Consider the following 18,239-nt stretch of genomic DNA (forward strand, 5'->3'; position numbering starts at 1 on the left):
AAAAACCTCTGTTATCATTGTTTATTAAAACGGCACATCGCTGTCGTCATCGTTACTATTGATGTTGCTGCCAAAAGCTTCATTAGGTGAAGGCAAATTTTTAGTCATAAACGGATTGTCGTCATGATTCATCTTTGAAGGCAAATCGTCAAAACCGCCACCATATTCTTCAAGGTTATCAAATTTACCTAAATTTCCAATAAATTTCAATCTAACATTTTCGAGAGAACCATTTCTGTGCTTGGCAATAATAAACTCAGCTTGACCCGCAGTGGGCGATTGTTCTTCATCGTCCCATTCATCAATTTTGTAGTATTCTGGACGATAAATAAACGAAACGATATCAGCATCTTGTTCAATAGCTCCAGACTCACGAAGGTCAGAAAGTAACGGTCTTTTACTAGAACCACGGGTTTCTACAGCACGAGACAATTGTGACAAAGCAATTACCGGAACTTCGAGTTCTTTGGCTAGTGCCTTTAAATTTCGGGATATAGTGGAAATTTCTTGCTCTCGGTTTCCAACTCCTTTTCCGTTACTTCCACCAGCGGTCATTAATTGTAAATAATCAACAATAATTAGTTTTACCCCATGTTGTGATGACAATCGTCGTGCTTTAGCTCTTAAATCAAAAATGGAAAGCGATGGAGTATCATCTATATACAACGGTGCTTTTTCTAAATCTTTTACTTTAGTGGAAAGCTGTTCCCATTCGTGCTTTTCCAGTTTTCCTGTTCTTAATTTTTCTGATGACAAACCTGTTTCTGAAGAAATTAATCGGGTTATTAATTGTACGGATGACATTTCTAAGGAAAATAATGCCACAGGATGACCAAAATCGATAGCCATATTACGAGCCATTGACAGTACAAACGCCGTTTTACCCATACCAGGACGTGCGGCAATAATTATTAAATCTGATGGTTGCCAGCCGGAAGTAATTTTATCCAATTTATCAAAACCAGTAGCAATGCCACTCATTCCCTCTTTATTGGCAATGTCTTCAATTCGCTTCTTAGCCTGAATTACAAGACTTTGCGCTGTTTCGGAGCTGCGCTTTATATTTCCCTGTGTAACTTCATAAAGTTTGGTTTCGGCTTTGTCGAGTAAATCGAAAACATCTGTAGTTTCGTCATAAGACTCTTCAATAATTTCAGATGATATTTTAATGAGGCTTCGCTGAATGTATTTCTGTAAAATAATTCTCGAGTGAAACTCGATATGTGCTGAAGAGGATATCTTTTGGGTAAGTTGAATAAGATAAAAATCGCCTCCCGCTAAATCTAGTTTTGCCGACTTTTTTAATTGTGCGGATACTGTTAATAAGTCAATAGGTTGCGAATCTGTGAATAACTGGAAAATAGCTTCAAAAATATGTTTGTGGGCTTCTTTATAAAAGGCATCGGGTTGCAAAATATCAATTACTTCGTCCAATCCTTTTTTATCTATCATCATTGCACCTAGCACAGCTTCCTCAAGGTCGAGTGCTTGTGGTGGTAGTTTCCCTTTTTCTAGACTTATTATGGTAGTTTTATCTACTTTTATTGGTTTGATATTTTTGATATTTTCCATGTAACGAAAGTAACAATTTTGAAAAAATTAACTGCATTGAGTTATTCAGGACAACTGTTTATAAGTTTGTAATTTTTGTTAACAACCATAAAAAAACCGCCTCGTTATTAGCGAGACGGATTAATAGAATTCGGTAAGAAATTACTCTTTAAATTCGCCCATCTTGCTGTATTTGTCCATTCTTTGGGCTACTAATTCTTCTGTTGATAAATCTTTCAATTCATTATAGGCTTTCATGATATACTGTTGCACCGTTTTGAAAGTTGTTTCTTTATCATAGTGTGCGCCACCAAGTGGTTCAGGGATTACATCGTCTACTAATTTCTGCTTTTTCATATCAGTAGATGTCAGTTTTAATGCATCGGCCGCTTTTTCTTTATATTCCCAACTTTTCCATAAAATAGAGGAACAAGACTCAGGCGAAATTACAGAATACCATGTATTTTCCATCATTAAAACTCGATCTCCAACACCAATTCCCAATGCACCGCCAGAAGCACCTTCGCCAACGATGACACAAATGATAGGCACTTTGAGTCGGCACATTTCAAAAATATTCCTCGCTATTGCTTCTCCTTGTCCTCTTTCCTCTGCTTCTAATCCAGGAAAAGCGCCAGGTGTATCGATTAAAGTGACAACAGGAATATTAAATTTCTCTGCCATTTTCATTAATCGAAGTGCTTTTCTGTAACCTTCAGGGCTTGCCATACCAAAGTTACGCAATTGGCGCATTTTTGTATTAATTCCCTTCTGTTGTCCTATAAGCATAAACGATTGTCCTTCAATCTTACCCAATCCACCAACCATAGCTTTATCATCTTTGAAGCATCTATCGCCAAACATTTCAAGAAAAGTGCCTTTGGTTAAGTTTGTAATATGTTCTAGAGTGTAAGGTCTATTAGGATGGCGAGACAATTGAACACGTTGCCAAGCAGTAAGATTTTTATAAATTTTTCTTTTTGTTTCCTCTAATTTTTTTTCTATTTGCTTACAGGTTGATGAGACATCTACATTAGACTCTGCACCGATTATTTGGCATTTATCGAGTTGTTCTTCTAATTCTTTAATTGGAAGTTCAAAATCTAAATATTCCATAGGTTCGTTTGTTTTATTATATCGAGTAGCAAATATAAAATTTTATATCGTGATAAAAAGCACTCATTAGGGATTAGTTTTAAACAATAAATTGAGCGAGAGCATTTAATTTATTTTGATTTTTCTACTTTTTATGACTGCGTTTAAAAGTACTGTTAACACAATTATCAATGCACCGATATAAAATTCAAAACTCATTTTTTCTTTTTCTTGAAAAACTATAACCGCTAAAATAATCCCGTAGATAGGTTCTAAATTTATTGTAAGCATTACAGTATAAGGTGATAAAAACTTCATAATAGCAGTGGATGCGATAAATGCATAAGCGGTGCAAACCGAACTTAAAATAAGTAAATAAATTAAATCATTCATTGATAGTGAGAAGAAACTAGCTGAGAAACTATTGGTAAAAAGTAAAAATAAAGTAAAAAAGATGACTCCACCGCTCAATTCATAAAACGAAATAACTGTAGCTTCATGTGTTTTAACAAATTTACTATTTATGACTGCAAACAAAGCCGAGAGAAAAGCAGAAGTCAATGCGGTGATAATTCCCCAAAAATAATTTCCTTCTACTTTAAAAATGATATACAATCCAACAATGACCAGTAACCCAAAAAAAACTTCATAAAAGATAATTTTTTTTCCATACAAAATAGGTTCTAATAAAGAGGTGAAAAAAGCACCCGTTGACAGGCAAGCTAATGTAATAGAAATATTGGAAATTTTGATTGCACTAAAAAATGTAAACCAGTGTAGCGCAATAATAAGACCCGCGAATAAAAACTGCAACGCTGTTTTTGAAGCAACTTTCAAAGATTTTTCCTTGAAAAATAAATAGGTTGCTATAAATCCAACAGCAAATAACATTCTAAACCAAACCAAGGGTAACGCATCAAGAGTAATTAAAGCTCCCAAAACAGCAGTAAATCCCCAAATAAAAACAATTAAATGAAGATGAAGATAGCTCTTAATATTATCGCTTTGCATTGCGTAAAAGGTAAATGGCTAAAATTCCAAAAACGATATTAGGTGTCCAAACCGCCAGTAATGGTGGTGCAGTAGATTTTTCACCGAGAACACCAAAAATTTTATCTAAAAAAACAAAGGCAAAAGCTAGTACGATTCCAATAGCTAAATTAGTTCCCATTCCACCGCGCCTTTTCATAGATGAAACTGAGACTGCAATAATTGTTAAAATAAAAGCAGAAACTGGAATACTATATTTTTTATACAAAACAACTAAGTACACATTAATGTTTGAGGAACCACGTGATTTTTCTTTATCGATGAATTTATGTAGATCGTGCAATGGCAAGGTCTCAGCAATATAAATAACAGGAGTTAAATCTTCTAAATCAAAGTTGAAAATAGTGTCTTTAGACTCGCCTGTTTCAATAATATCGCCAAATTCGCCTACTTTTCTTTTGGTATAATTATATAATGTATAATTTTTTTGTTTTTCATTCCATTTAATACGATTGGCGATTAATTTGTATTTCAACTTATCGTTATCAAATTTCTCCATCGAAAAGTTAAATGCCATTTTCGAAACTTCATTAAAGCTTGTTACAAAAATATACTCATCTTTACTAATTTGTCGAAATACATCGGTGTTGTCTCTCATTTGATTTTGTCCACCACCCATTAGATAAGTATATCTAAAATTCTTATAGCCTGCACTGGCTCTTGGTACTAAAAAGATACTCATCACTAAAGCGAAAACAGATACTATTGTAGCACCAAGAATATAAGGTCGCAAAAATCGAGTGAATGAAATTCCAGAACTAAGAATAGCAATTATTTCGGTGTTATTGGCCAGTTTGGAAGTAAACCAAATTACAGAAAGAAAAAGAAAAATAGGAAATAATAAATTGGCAAAATAAATAGTGAAATCTAGATAATAACTTGCTATTTTATTAAATGGCACTTTATTTTCAATCATTCTGTTTACTTTTTCAGACACGTCAATCACAATGCCTATTGGAATAAACATCAGTAACATTACAATGAACGTACCTAAATAGCGCTTAAGAATGTATTTATCTATTATTTTTAACATTGGTTCAATTTGTTTAAAAATTGTTTAATGTTGTTTAAAATAGTTTAAGTTGTTTAACCAAACTGATTAAAACATTAAACCTCTAAACCCTTTTACAATCGTTGGCTCATATTTTTTACCATCATGTCCTTCCAAACTCTGAAATCTCCCGCTAAGATATGTTTTCTTGCCTCACGAACTAACCACATGTAGAAACCCAAATTATGTATCGTAGCAATTTGCTTTCCAAGAAACTCATTGGCTGCAAATAAATGACGAAGGTAGGCTTTAGTATATTCTGTATCTACAAAAGTGTGTCCCATTTCATCAATTGGCGAAAAATCATCTTCCCACTTTTTATTTTTGATATTTATAGTACCATTGGCGGTAAACAACATGCCATTACGCGCATTTCTGGTTGGCATCACACAGTCAAACATGTCTATTCCTAAGGCTATATTTTCCAAAATGTTAATAGGTGTTCCAACTCCCATCAAGTATCGTGGTTTATCTTCGGGCAAAATAGCCGTAACGACTTCGGTCATGGCATACATTTCTTCAGCTGGTTCACCAACTGACAAACCACCAATGGCATTACCTACTTGATTAGAATTGGCAATATATTCAGCAGATTGCCGTCGTAAATCTTTATAAGTACTTCCTTGAACTATTGGAAAAAAGGCTTGTGAATAACCATATTTAAAAGGCAACTTTTCCAAATGATTAATACAACGGTCTAACCATCGATGTGTCATGTGCATTGAACGTTGAGCATAGCGGTAATCACAAGGATAAGGTGTGCATTCATCAAACGCCATGATAACATCAGCACCAATTGTTCGTTGAATTTCCATGACATTTTCAGGAGTAAAAAAATGGTACGAACCATCAATATGCGATTTAAATTTTACGCCTTCTTCTTTAATTTTCCTATTTGCAGAAAGCGAATATACCTGATAACCACCACTATCCGTCAAAATATTTCTATCCCAGTTCATAAACTTATGCAATCCACCCGCTTTTTCGAGAATTTCAGTCTGTGGACGAAGGTATAAATGATAGGTGTTTCCTAGAATAATGTCAGGGTTAATTTCATCTCTCAATTCGCGTTGATGCACACCTTTTACAGAAGCAACTGTTCCCACAGGCATAAATATTGGAGTTTCAATCACACCATGATCGGTTGTAATGCTTCCAGCACGGGCACTTGAATTGGGGTCTTTGGCTAATAAGTCAAATTTCATTCTTTATTTTTAATGGTCAGCAAAGATAAAAGATTTAGGATTTGAGAATTAGCATTTAGGATTTTATTTAACAAGTTGTGCTTTCTGCTACTATTTATAGTCAATAAAAAGTAGCACATTAAGAGCAAAAAATAAAACCAATATTAAAAATTAAACAAAAAATATGTTAACTTTGATAACAGATTTTTTACACAAAAATGGTAAAACGAAGTCTAGCAGTTGTTTTTTTATCTCTCTATTTGTTTTCCACAACTGAATTTCATGAGTTGTTGAAACTTCCCATTTTGTTTGAACATTTCGAAAGCCACAAAAAAGAAACGCCAACCATTTCTTTTTGGGAGTTTTTGTGCATTCATTATGCCCACGGTCAAGTGCAAGACGATGATCATGATAAAGACATGCAACTGCCATATAAGTCACACGATAGTTCATGCAGCAATAATTTTATTTCAATACTACCCGATCAAAAAAATACCATCGTAAAAATCATCCCGAGTACAATTAAAAAAAATACCTCAAAATTTCGTGTTGTTTTTATTACCAACTGCTTCACGAACTCTATTTGGCAACCGCCAAAATCTTGTTAGTTTTTTTATGAAAAATCCGAAACTTTACTTGAGATAAGGATTTTAAGTTTTCTAGTAAAAATAATTAACATCTATATTTATGCTTAATAAAATTATAGCGTTCTCAATCAATAATAAACTGATTGTAGGACTTATGGTAGTTGCCTTGGTGGGTTATGGCATCTATCAAACCACTAAATTACCCATAGACGCTGTGCCCGATATCACTGATAATCAAGTACAAGTCATTACAATTGCGCCTTCATTTGGTGCGACCGACATTGAAAGATTGGTCACTTTCCCTATAGAACAAGCCAATAACAATATCTCGGGATTAAAAGAAATTAGAAGTTTTTCCCGATTTGGATTATCGCTAGTTACTATTGTTTTTGACGATGAAACAGATATTTATTGGGCAAGACAACAAGTTGCTGAACGTTTGCAAAAAGTACAGACTGAAATTCCACAAGGTATTGGTGTTCCTGAACTTGGACCTGTTTCTACTGGATTGGGAGAAATTTACCAATATGTAGTACGTCCCAAAAAAGGCTATGAAAAAAAATATGACGAAACCGAACTAAGAACCATTCAAGACTGGATTGTAAGAAGGCAATTACTTGGTGTAAAAGGTGTTGCAGAGGTAAGTAGTTTTGGTGGTAAATTAAAACAATATGAAATTGCTGTAAATCCCAATAAATTACAATCCTATGGATTAACGATTAGTGATGTATTTACTTCCGTTGAAAAAAACAACCAAAATACAGGCGGTTCTTATATCGAAAAAGGGGCAACTTCATTATTTATAAGAAGTGAAGGTCTAATTGGTACGGTAGACGATATTGAAAACATTGCTATAAAATCTACACCATCGGGAACACCATTATTTATAAGAGATGTAGCCGAAGTAAAATTAGGATTTGCCACCAGATATGGTGCGATGACTTATAATGATGAAGGTGAAGTTGCTGGCGCTGTGGTTATGATGCTGAAAGGTGCCAACAGTAGCGATGTGATAAAAAATGTGAAAGAACGTATTGCTCAAATTCAAAAAACATTACCCGACGGCGTAGTTATTGAACCCTTTTTAGACCGAACGAAAATGGTGAATAATGCTATTGGAACGGTTGAAAAAAACTTATTAGAAGGCGCGTTAATTGTAATTTTTGTATTAGTGCTTTTTCTTGGGAATTTAAGAGCCGGATTAATTGTTGCTTCCGTAATCCCGTTATCCATGCTATTTGCAATAATTCTGATGAATACTTTTGGCGTAAGTGGAAATTTGATGAGTTTAGGTGCGTTGGATTTTGGATTAATTGTTGATGGTGCTGTTATTATTGTAGAAGCGGTCATGCATCAATTAACGCATAGTAAGAAATTCAAAACGACTGAATTTTTATCGCAAAAGAAAATGGATAAAGAAGTAGAAAGTTCAGCAAGTAAAATGATGAATAGTGCTGTTTTTGGACAAATCATTATCTTAATAGTTTACCTTCCTATTTTTACTTTAGAAGGTATTGAAGGTAAAATGTTTAAACCTATGGCACAAACGGTTGCCTTTGCTTTACTTGGCGCTTTCCTTTTGTCCCTAACCTATATTCCGATGATGAGCGCTTTGTTCTTAAGTAAAAAAATAAAACACGAAGCCAATCTTTCTGACAGAATAATGATTAAAATTGAAATGCAATACCAGCACTTACTTCAAAAAGTACTGAACTTTCCACGAACGATTATTGCTTCTGTAGTCACTTTATTTGTATTGGCAGTAATAACGCTTGGTTTCCTCGGTGGCGAATTTATTCCTGCGTTGGAAGAAGGTGACTTTGCAGTAGATACACGTGTTTTAACTGGCAGTAATTTAACAACTACTATTGAAAGCACACAAAAAGCAGCGCACATCCTAAAAACGCAATTTCCCGAGGTCGAAAAAGTAGTTACCAAAATTGGAAGTGGCGAAGTTCCCACCGATCCTATGCCGATGGAAGCAAGTGACATGATGGTAATTATGAAAGATAAAAGCGAATGGACTTCAGCAGAAACCTTTGATGAGATGGCTGAAAAAATGGGGAAAGCACTCGAAGATGTTCCTGGTATAACGGCAGGTTTTCAATATCCAGTTCAGATGCGTTTTAACGAACTGATGACGGGTGCGCGGCAAGATGTTGTGTGTAAAATATTTGGAGAAAACCTAGATACATTAGCTGTTTACGCTCAAAAATTAGGGGAAATTGTTACAACGATTGAAGGAACACAAAATCTTTTTGTGGAACCAATTACAGGAATGCCTCAAATAGTTATCGAGTATAATCGACCCATCATTGCACAATACCATTTGAATATTGATGAAATAAATAAAGTGATCAATACCGCCTTTGCCGGACAAAGTACAGGATTGGTTTTTGAAGGTGAAAAACGTTTTGATTTGGTTGTGCGATTAAATACCGATCAACGCAAAGATATTGAAGACGTAAAAAATCTTCTAATTCCAACACCGCACGGAACACAAATTCCTCTATCGCAACTAGCAACTGTTGCCATAAAAAATGGACCCAATCAAATTCAAAGAGAGGATGCCAAACGCAGAATTGTTGTAGGGTTTAATGTGAGAGGAAGAGATGTACAAAGCATTGTAACCGAATTACAACAAAAAGCAGATGCATCAATACAATATCCTACGGGTTATTACACCACATATGGCGGTGCTTTTGAAAACTTAAACAAAGCCAAAGACCGATTGATGATTGCCGTACCCGTTTCGCTATTGCTTATATTTTTGCTGCTATTCTTTGCTTTCAATTCGGCAAAAAAAGGTTTGCTAATTTACTCTGCTATTCCACTATCGGCAATTGGAGGAATTTTCTTTTTAGCGTTGAGAGGAATGCCTTTTAGCATTAGTGCGGGTGTTGGATTTATAGCATTGTTTGGCGTTGCTGTTTTAAACGGAATTGTTTTGATAACTGAATTTAACCAATTAAAATCTGAAGGAATGACCGATTTACATAGAATTGTTCTCATGGGAACAAAGGTGCGTTTGCGTCCCGTGTTGATGACTGCTTTTGTAGCATCATTAGGATTTTTACCCATGGCACTCAGTAATGGTGCTGGTGCCGAAGTGCAACGTCCACTTGCCACGGTAGTTATTGGCGGATTATTGATAGCTACATTCCTAACCTTGTTTGTGCTACCCATTTTATATGTTACTTTTGAAAAAAGTATCAACTTCAATCCGTTCAAAAAAAATACAATTATTACCTTGTTAGTCTTGGTGTTTTCAGTGGTAAATTCCACAGCGCAAACACCAATTAACTTACAAACCTCCTATGAAATTGCATTGAAGAATAATGCTACTATCAAAAGTGAAAAACTGAAAGCCAATTACCATGAAAAGCTAATTAAGTCAGCAACCAATTTGCCTTCGACAAACATATTGGCTGATTATGGTCAAATAAATAGTATTTACAACGATAACCGTATTGGGATTTCGCAAACATTTAATTTTCCGACGGTTTACAACAGACAAAAGCGTTTATTAACCGAAGAATGGAAAACAGCCGCACTAAGCGTAACTTTGAAAGAGCTCGAATTAAAAAAAGCAGTTTCACAAACTTTTTATGCTATTGTGTATTTAAATGAAAAAGAAAAACTACTTCAAAAAAGTGACACGCTATTGGCAATATTTTTAAAAAAGGCGTTACTCCGATTTAATAAAGGAGAAAGCAATATTCTTGAAAAAACCACTGCGGAAACCCAACGCGGTAACATAAAATTACAATTAATTCAGTTACAGCAAGAAAAAGAGGTCATAAAAAGTCAATTTCAATTGCTTTTAAATTCAGAAACAGAGTATGAACCAAAAACGAAAGATTTAATTTTGACAGTAGACAAAACCATCGATAGTACTTTGGTAAATCAACATCCAAATCTGAAAGTTTTAGAGCAACAAAAAAAAGTAAGTTTGGTTACCTCAAAATTAGAAAAGTCAAAACTATTGCCCAGTATTATTCTCGGTTACAACAATGGATCCATCACTGGAACGGGTGCTGATAATATCTTTTATAATTCATCCGAAAGATTTCAATCGGCCCAATTGGGTTTGGGAATTCCGCTCTTTGGTGGTTCACAAAAAGCAAAAATAGCAGCTGCTAAAATAGCCGAAGATATCGCCGAAAATGAGTATCAAAAAGAAAAAGTAAACCTAGAAAAACAATATAAAAATGCCGTTTTCCAATTGACTTTAAATCAAGAAAAGCTCGATTATTTTGAAAAAACTGGACTTCCAAATGCTAAACTAATTATTGAAACTGCCAACAAACAATTTTATAACGGTGATATTAACTATCTCGATTGGGTTCTACTCACTAACCAAAGTATTGCCATTCAGAACGATTATATCAATGCATTAATCAGTCACAGCGAGTCGATTATACAACTCAATTACCTCACATCTAAACAACAATAAAATGCGACACATTCATACCATAGCGTTTCTATTCTTTATCGTATTAGGATGCAATTCCAAAAAAGAAAATCAAAATTCAGAAGATCAAAAAGTGAATTCCAACCTAGTAATCCTTTCTGACGCACAGTTAAAAAATGCTGCTATCAAAACTGGGAAACTTGAAAAAAGAAGTATCTCATCGACCTTAAAAGTAACCGGAATAATAGACGTTCCGCCACAAAACTTAGTTTCAGTGAGTATGCCGTTGGGTGGCTATTTAAAATCCACCAAACTTTTACCTGGTTTACATTTTATAAAAGGAGAAATCATTGCTACCATGGAAGACCAGCAATATGTGCAACTGCAACAAGAATATTTAACAACCAAATCGCGTTTGCATTTTGCTGAAAAAGAATACGAACGCCAAAAAGAGTTAAACCAAAGTCAGGCCAGCAGTGATAAAGTGTATCAAATGGCCGAGGCTGATTATAAAACCTTGAGAATTACCGCAAGTGCTTTGGCCGAAAAATTACGTTTAATAAATATTAATCCAAATACGCTTTCCGAAAAAAATATTTCGAAAAGTGTACCAATTTATGCACCCATAAACGGCTATGTTTCTAAAGTAAACGTGAATATTGGCAAATATGTAAATCCTTCGGACGTCCTTTTTGAATTAATCAATCCGTCCGACATACATTTAAATTTAAAAATTTTTGAAAAAGACATTACCAAATTATCCATTGGGCAAAAACTCGTGGCGTATACCAATAGCCAACCCGAAAAGAAACACGCATGCGAAATACTCTTGATTAGTAAAGACATTGCCTCAGAAGAACACTCAGCAGAAGTGCACTGCCATTTTGATAATTACGACAAAACATTGTTGCCAGGAATGTATATGAATGCCGAAATTGAATTGAAAAGCAGTGCTGTTTCAACCGTTCCCAGTGAAGCTATTGTAACTTATGAAGGCAAAGAATATCTCTTTGTTGTTAACAACAAAAATCAATTTCTAATGACTGCGGTGCAAACAGGCAACAGTGAGAATGGTTTTGTAGAAATTTTAGAAAGCGAAAAGTTGACCTCTAAATCTATTGCAATAAAAGGAGCATACACACTTTTAATGACGTTAAAAAACAAAGCTGAAGAATGAAATTGATGAAAACTGTAATTTAAAAATAGGACTATTTTCTAATTTATAATTCGGGTGCAATCAAAAATTATTCTAAAACAAGGACTAGTATTAATAACTTGTAATAAAATATTTTGTCCTACTTTGAAATTAGGATTACTTTTGACTTCGATTAATTATTTAACTATTTATAATGTCTAACACACAACATTTACACGATTTCACAACCCAAGTTCGAAGAGACATTCTTCGCATGGTACACGCTGTAAATTCAGGACATCCTGGAGGTTCTTTGGGCTGTGCTGAATTTTTTACAGTGCTTTATCAGCACGTTTTAAAAAGAAATCCCACTTTTAAGATGGATGGAAAAGGAGAGGATTTGTTTTTTCTTTCAAACGGTCACATTTCCCCTGTTTTCTATAGCGTTTTAGCTCGAAGCGGGTATTTCCCAGTTTCAGAATTAGCAACTTTTAGAAAGTTAAACTCTCGTTTGCAAGGTCATCCAACCACACATGACGGCTTACCAGGAGTACGAATGGCTGCAGGTTCACTAGGCCAAGGATTATCAGTGGCAATTGGTGCAGCACAAGCCAAAAAATTAAATAAGGATAACCATTTGGTTTATGCCTTAACGGGTGATGGCGAATTACAAGAAGGTCAAAACTGGGAAGCAATTATGTATGCTTCGGCTAAAAAAGTAGATAATCTTATTGCTACAGTTGATTTCAACGGACAACAAATTGATGGTGCTACCAATGATGTTTTGAATATGGGTAACCTGAAAGCCAAGTTTGAAGCCTTTGATTGGGATGTTTTGGAAGTAACTGAAGGCAACAATATCGAAGCCATTATTGCAGGATTAAATGAAGCAAAAAGCCGCACTGGAAAAGGAAAACCAGTTTGTATACTATTGCATACTGTGATGGGCAATGGTGTAGATTTTATGATGCATACCCACGCTTGGCACGGAAAAGCGCCCAATGATGAACAACTGGCTATTGGTTTGGCACAAAATGCTGAAACTTTAGGGGATTATTAAATTGTAAAATTAATGAAACAGCATCGCGAGATTCTGAAATAAATTCAGCATAAATGAAAAAATACAACAACACAGGCAGTAAAGATACCCGTTCAGGATTTGGTGCAGGAATGACCGAACTAGGACAAAAAAATGAAAATGTAGTCGCACTTTGTGCCGACTTAATTGGTTCATTAAAATTTGATGATTTTAAGAAAAACCATCCCGAGCGCTTTTTCCAAATTGGGATTGCAGAAGCCAATATGATTGGGATTGCAGCAGGTTTAACTATTGGTGGAAAAATTCCGTTTACGGGAACTTTTGCAAACTTCTCTACTGGAAGAGTTTACGACCAGATACGCCAATCAGTAGCTTATTCGGATAAAAATGTCAAGATTTGTGCGTCGCATGCTGGACTAACGTTGGGTGAAGATGGTGCAACACACCAAATATTAGAAGACATCGGTTTGATGAAAATGCTACCTGGAATGACAGTGATTAATACTTGCGATTACAATCAAACCAAAGCTGCCACGATTGCTTTAGCCGATCATCATGGTCCGGCTTATTTGCGTTTTGGTCGACCTGTAGTGCCTAATTTTACTCCTGCCGATGAACCTTTTTTGATAGGAAAAGCGATACTTTTAAATGAAGGAACTGATGTAACTATAGTTGCGACTGGTCACTTGGTGTGGGAAGCATTAGTAGCTGCAGAAGCTTTGGAAGCGAAAGGAATTTCCGCCGAAGTAATCAATATTCATACAATTAAACCGTTAGATGATGAAGCTATTTTAAAATCGGTGGCAAAAACAGGTTGCATAGTTACTGCCGAAGAACATAATATTTTAGGTGGTTTGGGCGAAAGTGTAGCGAGAGTATTGGCATTGAATAATCCAAAACCACAAGAGTTTGTTGCAGTCAACGATAGCTTTGGCGAAAGCGGAACTCCAGAACAATTGATGGAAAAATACAAGTTAAACTATCAAGCCATAGTGGAAGCTGTTGAAAAAGTGATGCACAGAAAATAATATTACAGCCAAATAAAAAACTGAAAAATTAAAAATGCCCTAAAAAGTTCTCAATACTTAGGGCATTTTTTAAGTTTATGATTTTCCGTATTTTGATTAATTACAAAGCGTGGAGAGATGTTTTTTCTTTCCATCGCTACAAGTGGGTATCAAATCAAATGCAAATGGATTGTTAGTTAACGGATTTCTAATTTCAATTCTAGTAGTAAAAAAATCACCATCATCATCAATATCTAAAAAGTCGGGAGTTCCATCTCCGTCAGTATCATCAGGATTCGTCTCACCATTAGCTAAAACTCGAACATAACCATCTGGAATGCCATTGGTAACAGTAACAGTTCCATCGCTATTTACCACTGAAGTTGAAATGTCTTCTTGATAGGAATACACTCCATCACCATCTTGATCGGTTCTTTGTATTTCATATAATTTGAAAGAAAAAATTAGTGGAGAATAAGAAGGAATTGATGAAGGAGATCCCGAATAATATGCCAACGCTGATGGTAAAAACATCACACCAGCTCCAAAGTCAAAATAAGAAAGCGTACCATCTGGGTTTGCTGCATAGGATCCTGTTTTAAAAAGAGGGAAAATTTCGCTCCAACGAGCAACTAATGAGCTTAAATTAAAATAAGTTTGAGCATCTATTGACTCTTCAAATTGTTTGGATTTTATGGTTTTAACTTCTTCTTCGTTTATTGTTTCAGTACTTGTAAAAATATACTCACCACGATAAGAGGTCAACACTTGGTCAACATTACAAGGTGACTTACTATTGGGGCCAGAACCTTGTCTTAATTTCAAGTAATATATTTTATAGACAATATTATTTTGAAGCACCAAACGGGTTTGTAACGGATATTGGGTTTGATTCCAAATAGAAGTTTGAGTTCCTCCTTCCGGAATTAAGGTATAGGTAACACTTTGATCATTGGTAGCACCAGGATTATTGATAACTTCCATATAGTGTGTCTGAAGATATTCCTCGATTACTGCTATATCTTTGGCATACTGCTCTGCATAATCTCTTAATGGTGGTATATTTGATTCTTCAGGTGTACAGGAAACTAAGACCATACATGAAATGAAAAGTACAACAATTTTATTAAAGATATTCATTTTTGTTAGAATTTTGAGCTCGCAAGATACAATATTGATTTATTTTTGTAAACAATTTAACGTTGATTTTGGAAAAAAATGAGAGTGGATAAATATTTATGGTGTGTTCGTTATTATAAAACCAGAAACATGGTTACCGAAGCTTGCAGAAAAAATCACATAACTGTAAATGGTCAAGTTGCTAAAGCATCGCGCGAAGTTTTTCCAACTGACAAAATTACTTTCCGAAAAGACCAAATTACCTATGAAATTACTGTTTTAGACATTCCAGACAATCGTGTGGGCGCAAAGTTGGTTGATATTTACAGAAAAGATAACACACCGCCAGAAACATTCGCTCACTTTGAAATGCTAAAACTTTCAAAAGAGCATTACAGAAAAACAGGCACAGGAAGACCAACAAAAAAAGACCGACGAGATTTAGACGATTTTGAGTTTGATGTTAACGATGTCGAATGAGCCAATTAAAAATGAAAAAATTGTAATCCCAAAATGTTAAGCAATATTTCTACGAATACTGCTTTTCGTAATATTTTGAATATTCGCCAGAGGTAACATTTTTTAACCATTCTTCATTAGCCAAAAACCAATCAATCGTTTGATTTAATCCTTCTTCAAACGTAACCGATGGTTTCCAACCTAGTTCTTTATTAATTTTAGAGGCATCAATTGCATAACGCAAATCATGACCAGGTCTGTCTTTTACGTGGGTAATCAACTTTTCCGACTCACCTGCTTCTCGTCCCAATTTACCATCCATTTGACGACATAGCAAACGCACTAAGTCAATATTTTGCCACTCATTAAATCCACCAATATTGTATGTTTCATGATTTTTTCCGTTGTGAAATACTAAATCTATAGCGATTGCATGGTCAATTACATACAACCAATCACGGGTGTATTTTCCGTCACCATAAACTGGCAAGGCTTTATTATTAATGATATTATTTATAAAGAGCGGAATTAATTTTTCGGGGAAATGGTTTGGTCCATAATTATTGGAACAATTTGTAATAACATAAGGCAGTCCGTATGTTTCTCCATAAGCTCTTACAAAATGGTCAGAACTTGCTTTTGACGCTGAATAGGGAGAATTTGGATCGTATGGCGTTGTTTCAGTAAAAAGACCTGTAGCGCCAAGACTACCATAAACCTCATCTGTCGAAACATGATAAAATCTTTTGTCATTAGCATCATTTGTCCAAATAGTTTTAGCTGCATTCAATAAATTCATTGTTCCAATGACATTGGTTTTCACAAAAGCCAAAGGATCAGTTATTGAGCGATCTACATGTGACTCGGCAGCTAAATGAATGACACCGTCAAATTGATGCTTTTCAAAGAGTTGATTGATAAAATCAGCATTAACAATATCACCTTTTATAAAAGTATAGTTTGATGATTTTTCTATATCAGCTATATTTTCTAGATTTCCTGCATAAGTCAAGGCATCCAAATTGAAAATATGATAATTAGCATAATTCTTTACAAACCGTCTCACAACATGCGAGCCGATAAATCCTGCACCACCAGTAATTAATATTTTTTTCATTTTTATAAAATGTTATCTTTTTAGAGATAATTATTATCGTTAGAATACTGTTTCTTTCGCTTTATATATTTTTTAGGTCGAAATAAATTAAGTCGTAAAAATTGAAAAATAAATTGTAGAATTTAAACAAAAACTTGTCTATAATCGTCCATCTGCTTTTTCTTTCAAAACTCCTTTAACGTCAAATACAACTCCATTATTTTTAGTTAGCTTTGCAATATCAATTTCGGAAAAAGCCGCATGAGCAACGCCTAAAACAACAGCATCAAAAGTATCGCTAGGTAGCATATTTATAGTCGTCAATTGATATTCGTGATTAACTTCGGCAGGTTTTGCCCACGGATCAAATATGGTAACTTTAATCCCATAATCTTCTAAAGCACGAACTACATCTACTATTTTTGTGTTGCGAACATCTGGACAATTTTCTTTAAATGTAATTCCAAGCATTAATAAAGATGCTCCATTTATAGTAACTCCCTTTTTTATCATGAGCTTCACAACTTGCGAAGCTACATATTCACCCATACTGTCGTTTAATCTTCTTCCTGCTAAAATAATCTCTGGATGATATCCTTTTTCTTGTGCTTTTTGCGCTAAATAATAAGGATCAACCCCAATGCAATGTCCACCAACTAATCCTGGTTTGAAGGGGAGAAAATTCCATTTTGTTCCAGCTGCTTCAAGAACGGCATGTGTATCGATTTCTAATAAATTAAAGATTTTAGCTAACTCATTTACAAACGCAATATTGATATCCCGTTGCGAATTTTCAATTACTTTGGCAGCTTCGGCAACTTTAATTGATGGTGCCAAATGTGTTCCGGCAGTTATAACCGATTTATATAAATCGTTCACTTTTTGGCCTATTTCAGGCGTTGAACCTGATGTAACTTTCAATATTTTTTCAACTGTGTGCTCTTTATCTCCAGGATTGATGCGCTCTGGTGAATAACCTGCAAAAAAATCAACATTGAATTTAAGTCCACTTATTTTTTCTAAAACCGGTATACATTCTTCCTCAGTCACACCAGGATAAACCGTTGATTCATAAATAACAATATCTCCCTTTTTCAAGACTTTACCCACAGTTTCACTAGATTTATAAAGAGGAGTTAAATCGGGGCGATTATTTTTATCAACAGGTGTTGGAACGGTAACAATATAATAATTACAAGTCGAAATATCATCCAAATTACTTGTACACAGCAAACCATTTGTTTCTGACATAGAGGATACTAAAACAGAATTTAACGTATTCTCATCAATTTCTAATGTTGAGTCTACACCTGAATTTAGTTCTTGAATTCTTCGTTGATTGATATCAAAACCAACAACAGGATACTTAGTAGCAAAAAGTCTCGCCAGCGGTAAACCAACATATCCTAATCCAATAACTGCAATTTTTATTTTCATTGTGTTGTAATTGTA

The 18,239-nt window shown here is 34.7% G+C and carries 14 protein-coding genes; 6 read left to right on the forward strand and 8 right to left on the reverse strand.

Translation table 11 applies throughout. The annotated features are described in order from the left end of the window. Positions 1 to 24: 24 nt before the first annotated feature. The 5 genes from dnaB to tgt all read right to left on the reverse strand — a co-directional run bounded on the left by dnaB (position 25) and on the right by tgt (position 5,952). Positions 25 to 1,572 carry a replicative DNA helicase gene (dnaB, locus tag WFZ85_RS00445; RefSeq protein WP_342694316.1) on the reverse strand — a complete coding sequence of 516 codons (1,548 nt, stop codon included), beginning with the start codon at positions 1,570 to 1,572 and terminating at the stop codon, positions 25 to 27. 141 nt (positions 1,573 to 1,713) lie between these two features. Then, positions 1,714 to 2,667 (reverse strand): acetyl-CoA carboxylase carboxyltransferase subunit alpha, encoded by a 954-nt coding sequence (locus WFZ85_RS00450; RefSeq protein ID WP_342694317.1) that lies wholly within the window; start codon positions 2,665 to 2,667, stop codon positions 1,714 to 1,716. A gap of 105 nt (positions 2,668 to 2,772) precedes the next feature. Next, positions 2,773 to 3,657, reverse strand: a complete 885-nt coding sequence (locus tag WFZ85_RS00455; RefSeq protein WP_342694318.1) for a DMT family transporter — start codon at positions 3,655 to 3,657, stop codon at positions 2,773 to 2,775. Further along, positions 3,644 to 4,729: an LptF/LptG family permease gene (locus WFZ85_RS00460; protein ID WP_342694319.1), complete on the reverse strand. Its 1,086-nt coding sequence runs from the start codon at positions 4,727 to 4,729 to the stop codon at positions 3,644 to 3,646. Before WFZ85_RS00460 ends, WFZ85_RS00455 begins: the two co-directional genes overlap by 14 nt. A gap of 92 nt (positions 4,730 to 4,821) precedes the next feature. Continuing rightward, entirely contained in the window at positions 4,822 to 5,952 is a 1,131-nt protein-coding gene (tgt, locus tag WFZ85_RS00465) for a tRNA guanosine(34) transglycosylase Tgt (RefSeq protein WP_342694320.1), read from the reverse strand. Between the two features lie 197 nt (positions 5,953 to 6,149). On the opposite strand from tgt, the gene WFZ85_RS00470 reads away from it, so the two are divergent. From WFZ85_RS00470 to WFZ85_RS00490, 5 genes are all read left to right on the forward strand, one after another. After that, positions 6,150 to 6,539, forward strand: a complete 390-nt coding sequence (locus WFZ85_RS00470; RefSeq protein WP_342694321.1) for a hypothetical protein — start codon at positions 6,150 to 6,152, stop codon at positions 6,537 to 6,539. 79 nt (positions 6,540 to 6,618) lie between these two features. Further along, on the forward strand, positions 6,619 to 10,974 hold the full coding sequence (locus WFZ85_RS00475; protein ID WP_342694322.1) for a CusA/CzcA family heavy metal efflux RND transporter: 4,356 nt from the start codon (positions 6,619 to 6,621) through the stop codon (positions 10,972 to 10,974). Position 10,975: 1 nt separating this feature from the next. After that, the gene (locus WFZ85_RS00480) at positions 10,976 to 12,109 is read left to right on the forward strand and encodes an efflux RND transporter periplasmic adaptor subunit (protein WP_342694323.1); all 1,134 of its coding nucleotides are present in this window, start codon (positions 10,976 to 10,978) and stop codon (positions 12,107 to 12,109) included. A 172-nt stretch (positions 12,110 to 12,281) separates the two neighbouring features. Next, complete coding sequence (locus WFZ85_RS00485) at positions 12,282 to 13,127, forward strand: transketolase (protein ID WP_342694324.1); 846 nt, start codon at positions 12,282 to 12,284, stop codon at positions 13,125 to 13,127. Positions 13,128 to 13,180: 53 nt separating this feature from the next. Continuing rightward, positions 13,181 to 14,134, forward strand: a complete 954-nt coding sequence (locus tag WFZ85_RS00490) for a transketolase family protein (protein WP_342694325.1) — start codon at positions 13,181 to 13,183, stop codon at positions 14,132 to 14,134. Positions 14,135 to 14,230: 96 nt separating this feature from the next. Here the strand turns inward: WFZ85_RS00490 and WFZ85_RS00495 are convergent, their stop codons facing one another. Further along, positions 14,231 to 15,253, reverse strand: a complete 1,023-nt coding sequence (locus WFZ85_RS00495) for an FKBP-type peptidylprolyl isomerase (RefSeq protein ID WP_342694326.1) — start codon at positions 15,251 to 15,253, stop codon at positions 14,231 to 14,233. A 78-nt stretch (positions 15,254 to 15,331) separates the two neighbouring features. Between WFZ85_RS00495 and WFZ85_RS00500 the strand changes: the two genes are divergently transcribed. Then, positions 15,332 to 15,712 carry an RNA-binding S4 domain-containing protein gene (locus WFZ85_RS00500; RefSeq protein ID WP_342694327.1) on the forward strand — a complete coding sequence of 127 codons (381 nt, stop codon included), beginning with the start codon at positions 15,332 to 15,334 and terminating at the stop codon, positions 15,710 to 15,712. Positions 15,713 to 15,761: 49 nt separating this feature from the next. Here WFZ85_RS00500 and rfbB read toward each other — a convergent pair whose 3' ends face one another. Beyond that, positions 15,762 to 16,808 (reverse strand): dTDP-glucose 4,6-dehydratase, encoded by a 1,047-nt coding sequence (gene rfbB, locus WFZ85_RS00505; RefSeq protein ID WP_342694328.1) that lies wholly within the window; start codon positions 16,806 to 16,808, stop codon positions 15,762 to 15,764. 138 nt (positions 16,809 to 16,946) lie between these two features. Next, on the reverse strand, positions 16,947 to 18,224 hold the full coding sequence (locus WFZ85_RS00510) for a nucleotide sugar dehydrogenase (RefSeq protein ID WP_342694329.1): 1,278 nt from the start codon (positions 18,222 to 18,224) through the stop codon (positions 16,947 to 16,949). Between the last annotated feature and the right edge of the window lie 15 nt (positions 18,225 to 18,239).

Source organism: Flavobacterium aureirubrum, assembly GCF_038739835.1.
Lineage (GTDB): Bacteria > Bacteroidota > Bacteroidia > Flavobacteriales > Flavobacteriaceae > Flavobacterium > Flavobacterium aureirubrum.

Bases quoted from the DNA above. Each gene is read 5' to 3' on its own strand.
- WFZ85_RS00495 (WP_342694326.1), bottom strand. From the start codon at position 15,253: ATGAATATCTTTAATAAAATTGTTGTACTTTTCATTTCATGTATGGTC.
- rfbB (WP_342694328.1), bottom strand. From the start codon at position 16,808: ATGAAAAAAATATTAATTACTGGTGGTGCAGGATTTATCGGCTCGCAT.
- WFZ85_RS00490 (WP_342694325.1), top strand. From the start codon at position 13,181: ATGAAAAAATACAACAACACAGGCAGTAAAGATACCCGTTCAGGATTT.
- dnaB (WP_342694316.1), bottom strand. From the start codon at position 1,572: ATGGAAAATATCAAAAATATCAAACCAATAAAAGTAGATAAAACTACC.
- tgt (WP_342694320.1), bottom strand. From the start codon at position 5,952: ATGAAATTTGACTTATTAGCCAAAGACCCCAATTCAAGTGCCCGTGCT.
- WFZ85_RS00485 (WP_342694324.1), top strand. From the start codon at position 12,282: ATGTCTAACACACAACATTTACACGATTTCACAACCCAAGTTCGAAGA.
- WFZ85_RS00475 (WP_342694322.1), top strand. From the start codon at position 6,619: ATGCTTAATAAAATTATAGCGTTCTCAATCAATAATAAACTGATTGTA.
- WFZ85_RS00450 (WP_342694317.1), bottom strand. From the start codon at position 2,667: ATGGAATATTTAGATTTTGAACTTCCAATTAAAGAATTAGAAGAACAA.
- WFZ85_RS00500 (WP_342694327.1), top strand. From the start codon at position 15,332: ATGAGAGTGGATAAATATTTATGGTGTGTTCGTTATTATAAAACCAGA.
- WFZ85_RS00460 (WP_342694319.1), bottom strand. From the start codon at position 4,729: ATGTTAAAAATAATAGATAAATACATTCTTAAGCGCTATTTAGGTACG.
- WFZ85_RS00455 (WP_342694318.1), bottom strand. From the start codon at position 3,657: ATGCAAAGCGATAATATTAAGAGCTATCTTCATCTTCATTTAATTGTT.
- WFZ85_RS00510 (WP_342694329.1), bottom strand. From the start codon at position 18,224: ATGAAAATAAAAATTGCAGTTATTGGATTAGGATATGTTGGTTTACCG.
- WFZ85_RS00470 (WP_342694321.1), top strand. From the start codon at position 6,150: ATGGTAAAACGAAGTCTAGCAGTTGTTTTTTTATCTCTCTATTTGTTT.
- WFZ85_RS00480 (WP_342694323.1), top strand. From the start codon at position 10,976: ATGCGACACATTCATACCATAGCGTTTCTATTCTTTATCGTATTAGGA.